Below are 15878 nucleotides of genomic sequence, written 5' to 3'. Positions count from 1 at the left end.
AAAAAGAGGAAAAAATGAAAGATAATTATAAATCAGGATTTGTTGCCATCATTGGCAGACCAAATGTAGGAAAATCCACTCTGATGAATCACCTGATCGGACAAAAAATTGCCATCACTTCCAAAAAACCTCAGACAACAAGAAACCGTATACAGACAGTATATACCTGTGAAGACGGACAGATTGTTTTTCTGGATACTCCTGGCATCCACAAAGCCAAAAACAAACTTGGTGAATATATGGTACAGGTGGCAGAACGTACCCTGAAAGATGTGGATGTTATCCTTTGGCTTGTTGAACCGACTACCTTTATTGGTGCCGGAGAACGTCATATTGCAGAACAGCTTTCCGGTCTTAAACTTCCGGTTATCCTTATCATTAACAAAGTGGATACTGTTGACAGGGACGAAATTCTCAAAGCTATCGACACTTATCGTAAACTATATAACTTTGATGAAATCATCCCCGTTTCTGCCCTACGTGCGCAAAATACAGAAGATATTATTCCAAGTATCCTTAAATATCTTCCATATGGACCGATGTTTTATGATGAAGATACTGTTACAGATCAGCCTCAGAGACAGATTGCAGCAGAAATCATCCGTGAAAAAGCTCTCCATGCACTGGATGCGGAAATCCCTCACGGAATAGCCGTGGCAATTGATACCATGAAAGCACGTCCCGGCAAAAAAAATCTCATCGACATTGATGCCACGATCATCTGTGAACGTAATTCACATAAAGGTATCATTATCGGTAAACAGGGTGCCATGCTGAAAAAAATCGGAAGTAATGCACGATATGAACTTGAAAAAATGCTGGATGCGAAAGTTAATCTGAAACTGTGGGTCAAAGTCCGCAAAGACTGGCGAGACAGTGATTTTATGATCAAAAACTTTGGTTACGACAAAAAGGAAATCTGATGAATGAGTGATCTGATTACAGTGCAGGGTGTGGTAATCTCTGCAATGCCCGTGGGTGAATATGATAAACGGCTTGTGCTTCTTACAAGAGAGCGGGGAAAAATCTCCGCTTTCGCAAAAGGCGCACGTCGTATGAACAGTCCCTTTATGGCTGCGGCAGATCCTTTCGTGTTTGGCTCCTTTACGCTTTATGAGGGACGTACCAGCTACAATTTGAATCAGGTGTCTGTTTCTCATCATTTTGTTGAACTCGCGACTATGCAGCCAGGTGTTTATTATGGTTATTATTTTCTTGAACTTGCTGATTATTTCGGAAGAGAAGGTACAGATGAACGTGAAATGATGAATCTTCTTTATGTTACTGTAAAAGCGCTTCTTAATCCGGCAGTGAATGACCGTTTGATCCGCTGTATCTATGAACTCAGAACTATGGCCGAGCAGGGGTTGTGTCCTCAGTTATATCAGTGTACCTGCTGTGAAAAAGAAAATTCATTTTCTGAAACAGCAGAGAACTGGTTTTTCTCTCAGGAATATCATGGTGTTCTTTGTCCACATTGTGCTGCCGTACAAAAAGATGCCAGAAGAATTTCATCTTCAGTGCTTTACACAATGCGCTACATAGTCACTTCTCCGATGGGAAAGCTTTATACATTTAATGTCAGTCCTGATGTACTCCTTGAGCTGGAGCAGATCATTCATCTATACACAGCCCGTAACACAGACCGCAGATTCAAAAGTCTGCAAATTCTGGAGGTTATGAAATAAAAACATTGAAAAAAAATGTGAGTGCGGTATAATGTAAAAAAGCCTGTCCTTTTCAGGTAAAATGTCACTAAATAAACTAGAGGAGAGATACTATGGAAAAAACAATGGAAAAAATTGTTGCTCTGGCAAAAGCCAGAGGATTCGTTTATCCGGGATCCGAAATTTACGGTGGCCTTGCAAACACATGGGATTACGGTAACCTTGGTGTAGAACTCAAAAACAATGTAAAACGTGCCTGGTGGCAGAAATTCATTCAGGAGTCCCCATACAATGTAGGTGTTGACTGTGCGATCCTAATGAATCCTCAAACATGGGTTGCTTCCGGACATCTGGGAGGATTTTCCGATCCTCTTATGGACTGCAAGGAATGTCATGAACGTTTCCGTGCCGACAAACTTATCGAAGATTTCTGTGCTGATCATGATATTGCAATCGAGGGAAGCGTAGATGCCTGGTCTCAGGAACAGATGATGAATTTCATCAAAGAACATGAAGTTCCGTGTCCTTCCTGTGGAAAACATAACTTCACAGACATCCGTCAGTTCAACCTGATGTTCAAAACTTTCCAAGGTGTTACAGAAGATGCCAAAAACACTGTTTACTTAAGACCTGAAACAGCTCAGGGTATTTTTGTAAACTTCAAAAATGTTCAGAGAACTTCCAGAAAGAAAATTCCTTTTGGAATTGGTCAGATTGGAAAATCTTTCCGTAATGAAATTACTCCTGGTAACTTTACTTTCCGTACACGTGAATTCGAGCAGATGGAACTTGAATTCTTCTGTGAACCAGATACAGACCTTGAATGGTTTGCTTACTGGAAAAAGTTCTGTCTTGACTGGCTCAGCTCTCTTGGTCTGAAAGATGATGAAGTACGTTATCGTGACCATGACAAGGAAGAACTGAGTTTCTACAGTAAAGCCACTACAGATGTGGAATTCCTGTTCCCGTTTGGATGGGGAGAACTGTGGGGAATCGCCGATAGAACCGATTATGACCTTACACAGCATCAGAATGTGTCCGGGCAGGATCTGACATATTTTGATGATGAAAAGAAACAGAAATACATCCCGTATGTTATTGAGCCTTCTCTTGGAGCTGACCGTATGGTTCTTGCATTCCTGTGCAGTGCTTATGATGAAGAAGTTCTCGATGCAGAGAAAAACGATGTACGTACCGTACTTCGTTTCCATCCGGTACTTGCCCCTGTTAAGATCGGTGTCCTTCCACTTTCCAAGAAACTGAACGAGGGTGCTGAAAAGATTTATCAGCAGCTGAGTAAGAAATATAACTGCGAATATGATGACCGTGGAAATATCGGTAAACGTTACAGAAGACAGGATGAGATCGGTACTCCGTTCTGCATTACTTATGACTTTGAGTCAGAAAATGACGGAGCTGTCACAGTACGTGACCGTGATACTATGGAACAGGTACGTATCAAGATAGATGAACTTGACGCATATTTCGCTGATAAGTTTACATTCTAAATAAAACGGATGATATATATTCACCCACAGAGTAATATATAATGCATGCAAACAGGCTTCAGAACCTGTCAGTTCTATGACTGAGACTGCACTGCTAAAAAGCATATAGATAAATCAAAAACTCGCTGACGCTCAGACAGTTTGATTTATCTATATAACGCAGTTTATCTCAGCCTGAGAACTGGCAAGGTTCTTGCAGAGCGTTTGCCACATTATATATTATCTGCGGGTGTTTTACGTTATCCCTATATTTATACCTATATTTATACTTAGATGTGACGTCTCAGCAAAGATATGCTACCGGCGGGCGTAGGACCGCGGCGAAGCCGTGATGCGCGAAGCGCAAACGAAATCTCCCGTCAAGAATCTGTTTGGGCAGAAGAGTGAGGAAAACCGATAAACAGAAAGCAGGTATGTGTTACAGTTCTGCGGCCTTGAGATATTTCGTTAATATACTTGACAGGTAAAAATATATGTTGCCATGAAAAATGACATTGTCTGAGCGTAAGCGAGTTATGTCATTTTTTGTGGCGCTTTTAGTATATTTTTAACTGTTATAGTATATTAGAAATCTCTCACCTTAGCAGAATCGTAACACACATACCTGCTTTCGTGATCACACATTCAACATTCTGCACAAAAAACCTTGACTATTTCATATTCTATTGGTAAAATTGAAACAATATATCCGATATAGAAAGGGAGATGACATTATGGCAAATAAACGCAATATCATCGTAGGACAGTCAGGTGGACCCACTTCAGTAATCAATTCCAGTCTGGCAGGAGTTTACAAAAACGCCATCGAAAGAGGATTTAACAAAGTATACGGAATGTTTCACGGCATCCAGGGACTTCTCGACGAACAATACATTGATCTTTCCACGCAGATCCATTCCGAACTGGACATCGAATTGCTGAAACGTACACCATCTGCATTTCTGGGTTCCTGTCGTTTTAAACTTCCGGAAATTCACCAGGATAAAGCAATTTACGAAAAAATCTTCGAAATTCTTAATAAACTCAGCATTGAAGCCTTTATCTATATCGGTGGCAATGATTCCATGGACACCATCAAGAAACTTTCCGATTATGCAATCCTTACAGGACAGACACAGAAATTTCTTGGTGTTCCCAAAACAATCGACAATGACCTGGCTCTTACTGACCATACTCCTGGTTTCGGAAGCGCTGCAAAATATATCGGTGCCTCTACAAAAGAGGTAATCCGTGATGCACAGGGCCTCACATACAAAAAGAGCATGATCACCATTATGGAGATCATGGGACGAAATGCCGGATGGCTTACAGGTGCAACAGCACTTGCACGAACGGAAGACTGCGACGGACCGGATCTTATCTATCTTCCGGAAGTGCCGTTTGATATCGATAAATTCCTCGTAAAAGTAAAAGACCTGCTTAAGAAAAAATCTTCTGTTGTTATTGCTGTTTCAGAAGGAATCCGGCTTGCTGACGGACGCTATGTATGTGAACTTGGAAGTTCCGGAGATTACGTTGATGCATTTGGTCATAAACAGCTTGCAGGCACAGCAACCTACCTTGCAAACTTCCTTGCGGCAGAATGTGGCTGCAAAACAAGAGCTGTTGAACTTTCAACCCTGCAGAGAAGTGCTTCACACATGGCTTCCAGAGTTGATATCGATGAAGCGTTCATGGTAGGTGGAGCAGCAGTAAAGGCAGCTGATGAAGGTGATACAGGCAAAATGGTAGTTATCGACCGTGTTTCTGATGATCCATACATGGCCAAAACCGGAATCTATGATGTACACAGAATTGCAAATGAAGAAAAACTGGTTCCGAGAAACTGGATGAACAAAGATGCAACCTATGTTACCAAAGACTTTGTAGATTATATCAGTCCTCTGATCCAGGGCGATTACCAGCCAATCATGGTTAACGGACTTCCACGACATCTTGTTCTTAATCTCAAAAAGAAAAAATAACAGACATTACAAATGGGGAAACGACGAAAAGTTTCCCCATTTTTTGACAGTTTAACCTTGACTATTTGTACTAAAGTCTATACAATAACTATGTGCGTATAAAACATAGTTTTTATGTGAAAAGAACAAATAATAGGAGGAAAATGTAAAATGGCAAAATGGGTTTACATGTTTACAGAAGGTAACGCTAATATGAGAAACCTTCTGGGTGGTAAAGGTGCCAACCTTGCTGAAATGACAAACCTTGGTCTTCCTGTACCGCAGGGCTTTACAATCACAACTGAAGCCTGCACTCAGTACTACGAAGATGGAAGACAGATCAATGATGAGATCATGGGTCAGATCATGGAAGCAATCACAAAAATGGAAGGAGTTACCGGCAAAAAATTCGGTGACAAAGAAAATCCTCTGCTTGTTTCCGTTCGTTCTGGTGCCAGAGCTTCCATGCCTGGTATGATGGATACTATCCTGAACCTTGGTTTAAATGAAGAAGTAGTTAATACTCTTGCTGAAAAATCCAACAACCCACGCTGGGCTTGGGACTGCTACAGAAGATTCATCCAGATGTATTCTGACGTAGTTATGGAAGTTGGTAAAAAATATTTCGAAGAACTGATCGACGAAATGAAAACTAAGAGAGGCGTTAAACAGGACGTTGAACTTACAGCTGAAGACCTTAAAGAACTTGCAGAACAGTTTAAAGCTGAATATAAAGAAAAAATCGGCGCAGAATTCCCAACTGATCCTAAGGAACAGTTAATGGGAGCTATCAAAGCCGTATTCCGTTCATGGGACAACCCGCGTGCAAACGTTTATCGTCGTGACAATGATATCCCGTATTCCTGGGGTACAGCTGTTAACGTACAGATGATGGCATTTGGTAACATGGGTGATGACTGTGGTACAGGTGTTGCCTTCACACGTGACCCTGCTACAGGAGCTAACGGTCTGTTCGGTGAATTCCTGACAAATGCTCAGGGTGAAGACGTTGTTGCCGGTGTTCGTACACCTATGCACATCACCGAAATGGAACAGAAATTCCCAGAAGCATTTGTACAGTTCAAACAGGTTTGCAAAACTCTGGAAGATCACTACAGAGATATGCAGGATATGGAGTTCACTGTAGAACATGGTAAACTTTACATGCTGCAGACACGTAATGGTAAGAGAACTGCTCAGGCTGCTCTGAAGATCGCTTGTGACCTTGTTGACGAGGGAATGAGAACAGAAGAAGAAGCTGTTGCAATGATCGACCCACGTAACCTTGATACTCTGCTTCATCCTCAGTTTGATGCAGCTGCTCTTAAAGCTGCTACACCGATGGGCAAAGGTCTCGGAGCTTCTCCTGGAGCTGCTTGCGGTAAAATCGTATTCACAGCTGATGATGCTGTTGAATGGGCTGAAAGAGGAGAAAAAGTCGTTCTGGTTCGTCTTGAGACATCTCCGGAAGATATCACAGGTATGAAATCTGCTCAGGGTATCCTGACAGTTCGTGGTGGTATGACTTCTCATGCAGCAGTTGTTGCCCGTGGTATGGGTGAGTGCTGTGTATCCGGTTGCGGTGATATCGCAATGGATGAAGAAAACAAGAAATTCACACTGGCTGGAAAAGAATTCCATGAAGGAGACTTCATCTCCATCGATGGTACAACAGGTAACATCTACGACGGAATTATCCCGACTGTAGACGCTACAATCGCTGGTGAGTTCGGCCGTATCATGGCTTGGGCTGACAAATACAGAACTATGAAAGTTCGTACAAATGCAGATACACCGGCTGACGCTAAGAAAGCAGTTGAGCTTGGTGCAGAAGGTATCGGTCTTTGCCGTACAGAGCATATGTTCTTCGGTGAAGGACGTATCGATGCATTCCGTGAAATGATCTGCTCCACAACAGTTGAAGAAAGAGAAACAGCACTTGCAAAAATTCTTCCATATCAGCAGGAAGACTTCGAAGGACTGTTCGAAGCACTGGAAGGTAACCCGGTTACAATTCGTTTCCTGGATCCGCCGCTTCATGAATTCGTTCCTACAGAAGAAGCTGACATCAAGAAACTTGCAGATGCTCAGGGCAAAACTGTTGAAGAAATCAAAACTATTATTGATTCCCTCCATGAATTCAACCCGATGATGGGTCATCGTGGATGCCGTCTTGCAGTCACATATCCTGAAATCGCAAAGATGCAGACAACAGCTGTTATCCGTGCAGCAATCAAAGTTAAAAACGCTCATCCGGATTGGACAATCAAACCGGAAATCATGATCCCGCTTGTTGGCGATATCAAAGAGCTTAAATATGTTAAGAAATTCGTAGTTGAAACTGCTGATGCTGAGATCAAAGCAGCCGGTTCCGACCTTCAGTACGAAGTTGGTACTATGATCGAGATCCCGAGAGCAGCTCTTACAGCTGACGAAATCGCTAAAGAAGCTGACTTCTTCTGCTTCGGTACAAACGACCTTACTCAGATGACCTACGGCTTCTCCCGTGACGACGCAGGTAAATTCCTGAATGCTTACTATGATGCTAAGATCTTTGAGAACGATCCATTTGCAAAACTGGATCAGGTTGGTGTTGGAAAACTTATGAAGATGGCTATCGAACTTGGCAGACCGGTTAACCCGAATCTGCATGTAGGTATCTGTGGAGAACATGGTGGAGATCCGTCTTCTGTAGAATTCTGCCACAAGATTGGTCTTAACTATGTATCCTGCTCACCGTTCCGTGTACCGATCGCTCGTCTTGCAGCAGCACAGGCAGCTATCGCAGAAAAGAACGCATAAGAACAGCTTGCAGATCAAAATATATTCAGGTGAATTCCTGAAATGTGTCCAAACGGAGTAATACCAGCCCTCACAGTTTTATCTGTGGGGGCTTTTTTCAAAACACATTTACGATATCCAACAGAGAAGGGGTTATAATAATTATGAAAAAGATTCTCAGACAGGGAATACTATTATTCGCAGCAATTATCATGTTCTGTAATATGACTGCAACAGATGTAAAAGCAGCTACACCATACATGAAAAAAATGAATGTAAGCTGGGATTTAAAACCTCGCAAAGAAATCACATATAAGAACAGATATGTTGCCTTAGGTTTACGAAATGAATCTGCCAAAATAGTAAGATATAAGAAAAAATCAGTTGGAAAAAAATATAAACTTACTTTAAAAGTCAGGTTTGAATGTATAAAAACCATTCAGAATATGACGCAGGAAGAAAGAGATACATTTCTGGAATATGATGACGGAGATGGCATGATCGGCGATTACAATGTAGTAATTGCAGACTATAAAACAGGTAAAAGCCTTTATGCCCGCAACTCTTACGGAGTAAAAGCCAAGTGTTCTTATAAAACATTCAGAAAAAAACATTTTTATTCTTCAGATTATATGTATGATGATTCTTTTGTTGACTCATATGCCACAGTAACAATTACATATCCAAAATCTTACAAAAATTTATGTATTGGAATTGGCGGAAGTAATTCTTATCATGGTTCAACAAAGGCTGATGACAAATACTATGATGGACGTGGTTCCTTCAAAAAGACCTCCTTCTATAATAAAAAAGATAAAGGAGTCATGCATTTTATGAGAATAAAATAGTATATTGGGATATTTTTCAAATAGTATAGATTTGAGGATTTTTATGAAACGTTTGATCTTTCATGTAGATGTAAACAGCGCTTTCCTTTCATGGGAAGCATCCAGAAGAGTAAAAGAGGGCCTTCCTGACCTTCGGGATGTGCCTTCCTGTATCGGTGGGAATCCACAGAAACGAACAGGAATTGTGATAGCAAAATCTATTCCTGCCAAAAAATACGGTATCCAGACGGGTGAACCTGTTTCCATGGCATTACAGAAATGTCCGCACCTGATATGTGTACCAGGTGATTTCCGGCTGTACGACAGATGTTCCAGAGCCTTCAAATCCATCTGTGCGTCCTATGCACCCGTAATGGAATCATTTTCTATTGATGAAGTATTTCTTGATATGAGCGGCACGGATCTCATCTACCCTGATCCATACGGACTTGCAGTTCATATAAAAGATCAGATTCACAGAGAACTGGGGTTTACAGTTAATATAGGAATTTCTACTAATAAACTTCTTGCAAAAATGGCATCCGACTTCGAAAAGCCCGACAAAGTACATACTTTATACCCATCAGAAATAGAGTCAAAAATGTGGCCGCTTCCAGTCCGTGACCTTCTCTTTCTTGGTAAAGCTTCTGAAAAAAAGCTGCTTCAGAACGGAATCCGCACCATTGGTGAACTTGCCCATGCGGATGAAAATGAAATCCAGCTGCTGCTTGGGACAAAAACAGGGCATCTACTTTATCAATATGCCAATGGTATTGATGCTTCACCTGTAAAAGCAGAAAAAGACGAATCTAAAGGAATCAGCGTGGAAACCACTTTTGATGAAGATATCATTTCATATGAACAGATTTTTCCGATTCTCCTCAGCCAGTGCGACATTGTTGCAGCCAGAATGCGTCGTGAAGGAAAAAAGTGCAATTGCGTAGCTGTTTCTTTCCGCACTCTTGATTTTATTAATAAATCTCATCAGTGCAGACTGAATAACCCAACAGATGTCACAGATGAGATCTATCAGAAAGTAAAAATTCTGTTTCAGGAATCCTGGAAGGGACAGCCTCTTCGGTTGATTGGAGTTGCTCTGACAGGGCTGACAGAAGATGAGTATATACAGTTTTCATTATTTGAAGATGTATCCAGAAGAGAACGTCAGAAAAAACTGGATGAAACACTCGACAATATCCGCAGAAAATACGGAAATGACAAAGTCACCAGAGCCAGTACCATGAATGTATCCGGCCGGATTGGACGGAAAGCCAGAGCGCAGATGGAAGAAGGAGAGTAAAACATGCCACAATGCCGTCATTATTTCCAAAAATTCATACTGTTTCTTGGTTTCATGCTGTCAGTAAGTTTTTGTTTCAGTGTACAGGCTGATTCTGATATAAAGATCAGGGATTTTGCAAATATATATAAAACCTGTTTTTTGTCTGATTATACAAATCAGGATACCTGTTCTTGTCCATTCATTCAAGTGAACAGTAACTGTTCACGCACTCTATTTCATTGATTATTCGACAAATTTATGATAATATACAGATATAACTTAATCTTAGATAAAGTGGAAGGAGAAATCATATGAATCATAGCAGAAAATTACTCAAAAAAATGCTTGCTGTTGCAACCAGCTCTTCTCTTATTCTTGCCGGTGGAAGCACTGTATTTGCTGCAGGAAGTTATCAGGATACCGAAAAGGCAGCTCTTGATAAAATTTCTTCTGATATTGCTGCTTCCTGGGGGGATTACCTTAAAGATTACCAGAAAGCACAGACCGGAAGCACCGCTGACATAACACTTACTGTAGAAGATACCGGAAGAGCACTTCTAGGAGCTCTTGCAGGCGGTTCCGATTTTTCCTGGTTACAGAATGTAAGTCTTAACAGTGATGTTACTATCAAAGACGGTATTGAGTCAATGGCATCTGCACTTCTTCTTAACGACAGTCAGCTCTGTAATCTGAATATTTATATGGATCTTGCAAGCCTGGCTGAATATATCCAGATTCCGGAAATTTCTGAAGGATACATCAAAGCTCCAATGACAGTTTCTGATGACTCTGATATATCTGCCGAAACATTTAGCACATATTTTAACATGCTTTCAGATATGAGTAGTGTTCTTCCTGATTCTGATACATTAAGCACACTGATCAGCCGTTATGGAAATCTTGTTATAGACAATCTTACAGAGGGAAGTTCAACTGAAGAAACGGTTTCTGTAGAAGGCATCAGCGAAGACTGTACTGCATATGAAGGACAGATTACAGCAAATAATGCAACAGATATGGCAGAACAGATTCTTACGACAGCCAGAGATGATGAAGAAATTAAATCTCTTTTTGATTCATGGACAGAAGCAGGAGTTGGAAGTAAAGATCAATACACAGAATTCCAGACAACAGTTGATGATCTTATTGCTGAACTCTCTGGTGATTCTGACGATACAGAAAACACAGATGATGGCAGTGTGATTTACTCCAGAGTATGGGTCAATGGAGAAGATAAGATTATCGGACGGGAGTTCGGAATGGGAGACGGAGTTAATGAACAGCCAATCTTCACATGGAAAGCCCCGTCAGATGCTGATAATTCTGCATTACTCCTTGAATTCCAGGCAGATGATTCATCAATCACATTTACAGGCAGCGGCGTTTCCAGCGAAGGCCTTCTTACAGGTGATTATGTATTTGCAGTCGATGGAACAGAAACCGTTGATATCCATGTGGACGACCTCGAAACCAAACCGGAAAAAGCCGGCTACTATAATGGCAAATTTACAGTGACAGTTCCTGAGAGTGCGACAGAAGACTCTACTGACTCTGAAGAAGCTTCAGCTTCCAATCCACTTGCAGGTTTTTCAGCTGAAATCACACTTAAATGTGATGCAGCTACAGAAACTTCCGCACTTGACCTGACTCTTATAACTTCCGGAGCTCCTATTGCAACCTTAAGCATTACCGGTGGATATGGCGATGGTACAGATACTCCTGATCTTTCTTCCGTAAGTCCTGCATATAATGCAGAAGATGATGCTGAAATGGCTGAATATCTGAAATCTGTCAATCTGGATACACTTGCAGCAAATGCAACAGCAGCTGGTGTTCCTGAAGAACTTGTTTCCCAGATCAAAGACATTTTTGAATCTGCAATAACAAGTGCCTCCGAGCCACAGGAAAACGCTGCCACAGATGACTCTTCAGCAGCTGAAACCGAGGGAACATCTGAAACAGATGTAGCCGCATAATCCTAATAATATTCCATAACCAGAAACTCCCCTGGAAATAAATTTCCAGGGGAGTTTTTTGTCATGTTTTATTTATTTGCAATTGCCGGAACAGATTTTTTTCCTGCTTGTATGCATTTTCATATGAATAGCACAACATAAGAGCAGTTACCGTAAACAATATTCCCGGCCATGAACCCTTCAGGCCTAAACTGTTACATGAAAAAAATGCAAGGACTACACCAAAATAAAAAGAAATAAGAACCTTTCCAAAATAGATACCTCTCCGAAGCGCCTCTGCATCGTGACTGTAAAAATACTCTGTAAATCCTGTAACACACTGACGTAGATTGTTTGTTGAAAAAATACTGGAACTTGCAAATCCATCTGCACCTTTAAACGAGCACCACTGAAAAGCAGTAGCAAAAAAGATAGGATACGTTGCAACAATAATATCAAGATTCTTCGGCAGGAATCCAATAAAAGACAAAACCATTGCGTCCAGTACAATACTGAATTTTTTTTGTTGTTCCGGCTTCAGCTTATGGCTGATAAAAACTGTAAAAGCAAGTCCTGCTATATATATCAGCAGTCCGACAAACCTTGCGATCCATTCACTTCCGGGTCCGCTTACTGCACCAATTGTCAACGCTATCATGTTAGTCGTCTGTGCGGATCCAAAAAAATCATCGTGACTCAGGACTGCGTAACCACCCATGAATCCACCCAGCAGTGTCATATTCAGATGAAGCCTGCGTTCCAGAATACGTTGATCTGACATAATCATCATTCCTTATTAACAATTTTATTTGCCCCTATTATAGAACGCAAAAAAATAATTGTAAAATTAATAATATATCTATATAATATAAACAGATTTTATATTATGGAGGAAATTCATGAATTACAATGACATCCACACATTTTTGACTATTGCTTCCAGTTCTTCTCTGTCCAAAGCAGCAGAACTTCTCTTTGTCTCGCAGCCTGCCCTGAGCCACCGTCTTTCAGCTCTGGAAGAGGAACTTGGAACAGAACTTATCATACGCCGCAAAGGATCACGAGTCCTTGAACTGACAGAAGCCGGGCAGAAATTTATACCCATCGCACAAAAATGGGAAGAACTGTGGCTGGAAACAGGAAAACTTAAATTAAATAATCCAGCGTCACTTCTCCGTATTGGAAATGTGGACAGTCTGAATTTTTATTTCATACCACAGGTAATCGGAGATTTTCTGAAAAAGCATGATGGATGCAGTATCCATGTAGACACAATGCGTTCAAATATCTCCTACAGAGCTGTAGAAAACAGAGAAATTGATCTTGGACTTATTACTAACCCGCACTTTTTTAAAAAAGTACAGACCATTCCACTGTTTGAAGAAAAACTTGTTTTTCTGTGTAACCGTAATTCTGAATACAGAGACGGCCTGCTTCCTTCACAGCTGAACTGCGAAGACGAAATATATATCCCATGGAGCAATACTTTTCTTATGTGGCATGATTACTGGTTTGGTAGTGACCCAAAGGTAAAAGTCTCTCTGGATAATATGGCTCTTCTCAGGCAGCTTCTTGAACTGGATAATGCATGGGCGATCATGCCTGCAACTATCGGACGCAGGCTTTCAGAACAGAACAGCTGCCGCATGATAGAACTTGAAAATGGTCCTGAATACAGAACCTGTTATGCAATCATGGAAGACCAGCGTAAGGCAAATCTTCATGTTACAGATTTCCTGAACATACTTCTTGATACTGTAAGCTGTATTCCGGAAATTACTATTCTTCCTCAGAGTCGTCAGTTTCTTCAGAATTTGTAACTTCTGTATTGATCCAGGAACTTCGTTCCTGGATTTTATTAAGAATTCTGGTGGCTTCTTCACCCTGGACAGGAGTAGGCTGATAATTGTTATAATCAGAATCTGATGAAATAGAACACGGAATAATGTTTGTTACATTATCATTTTTTACTCCATTCTGATCTATAGTAAATGTCTGCTGAAAAATCATAGTGTCCATATCACTCGGATAGGCATTTCCTCCAAAGCAGAAATTTCCGAGACTGTAGACAATGTTTTTGCCTTTATATTCCTCAATTCCCTGAAGAACATGTGGGTGATGACCACAGACAAGATCTGCTCCGAGATCAATTGCCATATGTCCCAGAGTTTTCTGGTTTTCATCAGGGACTTCTTCTTTTTCGTTTCCCCAGTGGAAGATGACGATCACCAGTTCCGCTCCGTCTTTTTTTACTTTCTGAATATTTTTTTTCAGCTGTTCCTCACGTCCCAGATGATCATTCAGTTCATAAATGCCAATCAGACCAACTTTGACACCCTTTACTTCAGTTACTGCTGTTTCATCATATCCAAAATGGATAATATTAGCTGCATCAAGAGCTGTAATCGTATCTTTGAAACTCTGTTCTCCATAATCATGACTATGATTATTTGCGGTATTCACAGCTTCTACAGAACCTGCTGTAAGAATATTCGCATAAGATGCAGGAGCCTTAAAAGCAAACTGTTTATCTTCACGTTCTTCCGAATCTGTAAGCGTTCCCTCGAAATTGGCCACTGTAAGATCATCTGCCGCAAAAATATTTCTGACATTTGCAAAGAAATACTCTGCTCCGTTATTGTCATAATAAGCATTCAGGCTTGTATCATAATCAAATTCCTCATCTGTGCCCAGTGTACAGTCACCAATAACACTGATCGTGAGAGATACAGGAGTCTTTGTTACAACAGCTTCTTTTGACTGCACAGTATTTTCTTTTTCAGCCTTTGCAGATACAGCTGCCGTTTTTGATGAAATGCAGCCTCTGATGATCAGAACCAGGCACAAAATAGCAAACACTGCAACGGCTATCGCAATTCTCTGTTTTATCTGCTGCTGCCTTTTTCGGTAATAACGGGATTTGTGGTACAGATTTTTTTTCGTCATAAAAAGTTCCTTCTCTTTCGTATATAGATATCTTAAGTATAAAATCCGAACTGTTCTCCGTCAACAAGGAATACTTTTGATTTTATTGATTTTATGTTATGATAAACAGAAAAAGAAAGGCAAAAAATATGTTATATATCGGCAATCACACATCCTCATCCAAAGGTTACGCAGCAATGGCACGGCAGATGATTTCCAACGGTGGAAATACCTTTGCATTTTTCACACGAAATCCCCGCGGCGGCAAGGCAAAAGCTATTAATGAAAAAGATATACAGGAATTTCTGCTTATCACAAAAGAATATAAATTTGGAAAAGTTGTCGCACATGCACCATATACTCTGAATGCCTGTGCAGCAAAAGAAAATCTCCGGGATTTTGCGCGTGAGACATTTATAGATGATCTCAGAAGAATGGAATACACTCCTGGCAATTATTATAACTTTCATCCCGGAAGCCATGTGGGACAGGGCGCAGAAACGGGCATTCAGAAAATTGCTGAAATCCTTAATAATGTCCTCACAGAAGACCAGACTACAACTGTACTTCTGGAAACAATGTCCGGCAAAGGTTCGGAAGTTGGAAGAAATTTTCAGGAGCTGAGAGACATCCTGGAACTTGTTGAACTCAAAGACAAAATGGGAATATGTCTGGATACCTGCCATGTCTGGGACGGTGGATACGACATTGTAAATGATCTCGATGGAGTGCTGAAAGAATTTGACAATATAATAGGTCTTTCCAGACTGAAAGCAGTTCATCTTAATGACAGCATGAACGGTCTTGGAAGCCACAAGGACCGCCATGCCAGAATAGGAGAGGGCGAAATCGGACTTGACGCACTGATTCGTATTATCCGTCATCCCGCCCTTAAGGGAATTCCCTTTATTCTGGAAACACCAAATGATGATAAAGGTTGGACTGAAGAAATCCATCTTTTGAGAGATGCTTTTGAAAAACAGAACTGAA

Annotated in this window: 12 protein-coding genes; 10 read left to right on the top strand and 2 right to left on the bottom strand. The window is 40.8% G+C overall.

Going from position 1 to position 15878, the window contains the following annotated elements:
• The first annotated feature begins 14 nt into the window (after nt 1–14).
• From era to ACTNB8_RS00835, 8 genes are all read left to right on the top strand, one after another.
• Nucleotides 15–923 carry a GTPase Era gene (gene era, locus ACTNB8_RS00870; RefSeq protein WP_441051463.1) on the top strand — a complete coding sequence of 303 codons (909 nt, stop codon included), beginning with the start codon at nt 15–17 and terminating at the stop codon, nt 921–923.
• 3 nt (nt 924–926) lie between these two features.
• Nucleotides 927–1688: a DNA repair protein RecO gene (gene recO / locus ACTNB8_RS00865; protein ID WP_441051460.1), complete on the top strand. Its 762-nt coding sequence runs from the start codon at nt 927–929 to the stop codon at nt 1686–1688.
• A gap of 92 nt (nt 1689–1780) precedes the next feature.
• The gene (locus ACTNB8_RS00860; RefSeq protein ID WP_441051458.1) at nt 1781–3175 is read left to right on the top strand and encodes a glycine--tRNA ligase; all 1395 of its coding nucleotides are present in this window, start codon (nt 1781–1783) and stop codon (nt 3173–3175) included.
• A gap of 713 nt (nt 3176–3888) precedes the next feature.
• Nucleotides 3889–5139 (top strand): 6-phosphofructokinase, encoded by a 1251-nt coding sequence (locus ACTNB8_RS00855; protein WP_441051456.1) that lies wholly within the window; start codon nt 3889–3891, stop codon nt 5137–5139.
• A 150-nt stretch (nt 5140–5289) separates the two neighbouring features.
• Nucleotides 5290–7920: a pyruvate, phosphate dikinase gene (ppdK, locus tag ACTNB8_RS00850; protein ID WP_441051454.1), complete on the top strand. Its 2631-nt coding sequence runs from the start codon at nt 5290–5292 to the stop codon at nt 7918–7920.
• 143 nt (nt 7921–8063) lie between these two features.
• Nucleotides 8064–8747, top strand: coding sequence for a hypothetical protein (locus ACTNB8_RS00845; protein WP_441051452.1), 684 nt, complete (start codon nt 8064–8066; stop codon nt 8745–8747).
• A gap of 43 nt (nt 8748–8790) precedes the next feature.
• Entirely contained in the window at nt 8791–10026 is a 1236-nt protein-coding gene (locus tag ACTNB8_RS00840) for a DNA polymerase Y family protein (RefSeq protein WP_441051449.1), read from the top strand.
• A 293-nt stretch (nt 10027–10319) separates the two neighbouring features.
• Entirely contained in the window at nt 10320–11984 is a 1665-nt protein-coding gene (locus ACTNB8_RS00835) for a hypothetical protein (RefSeq protein WP_441051446.1), read from the top strand.
• Nucleotides 11985–12045: 61 nt separating this feature from the next.
• On the opposite strand, the gene ACTNB8_RS00830 is transcribed toward ACTNB8_RS00835, so the two are convergent.
• Nucleotides 12046–12744: a YoaK family protein gene (locus ACTNB8_RS00830; protein ID WP_441051444.1), complete on the bottom strand. Its 699-nt coding sequence runs from the start codon at nt 12742–12744 to the stop codon at nt 12046–12048.
• A 118-nt stretch (nt 12745–12862) separates the two neighbouring features.
• Here ACTNB8_RS00830 and ACTNB8_RS00825 point away from each other — a divergent pair, with 118 nt between their 5' ends.
• On the top strand, nt 12863–13783 hold the full coding sequence (locus ACTNB8_RS00825) for a LysR family transcriptional regulator (protein ID WP_441051442.1): 921 nt from the start codon (nt 12863–12865) through the stop codon (nt 13781–13783).
• Here ACTNB8_RS00825 and ACTNB8_RS00820 read toward each other — a convergent pair.
• Nucleotides 13743–14909 (bottom strand): CapA family protein, encoded by a 1167-nt coding sequence (locus ACTNB8_RS00820; protein ID WP_441051440.1) that lies wholly within the window; start codon nt 14907–14909, stop codon nt 13743–13745. The two genes, ACTNB8_RS00825 and ACTNB8_RS00820, sit on opposite strands and share 41 nt — an antisense overlap.
• Nucleotides 14910–15037: 128 nt before the next feature.
• On the opposite strand from ACTNB8_RS00820, the gene ACTNB8_RS00815 reads away from it, so the two are divergent.
• Nucleotides 15038–15877, top strand: a complete 840-nt coding sequence (locus tag ACTNB8_RS00815; RefSeq protein WP_441051437.1) for a deoxyribonuclease IV — start codon at nt 15038–15040, stop codon at nt 15875–15877.
• Nucleotide 15878: the final 1 nt, after the last annotated feature.

This window comes from Blautia sp. HCP28S3_G10, from assembly GCF_052065235.1.
GTDB lineage: Bacteria > Bacillota > Clostridia > Lachnospirales > Lachnospiraceae > Blautia_A.
This window is presented reverse-complemented; position numbering and strand designations above follow the sequence as displayed.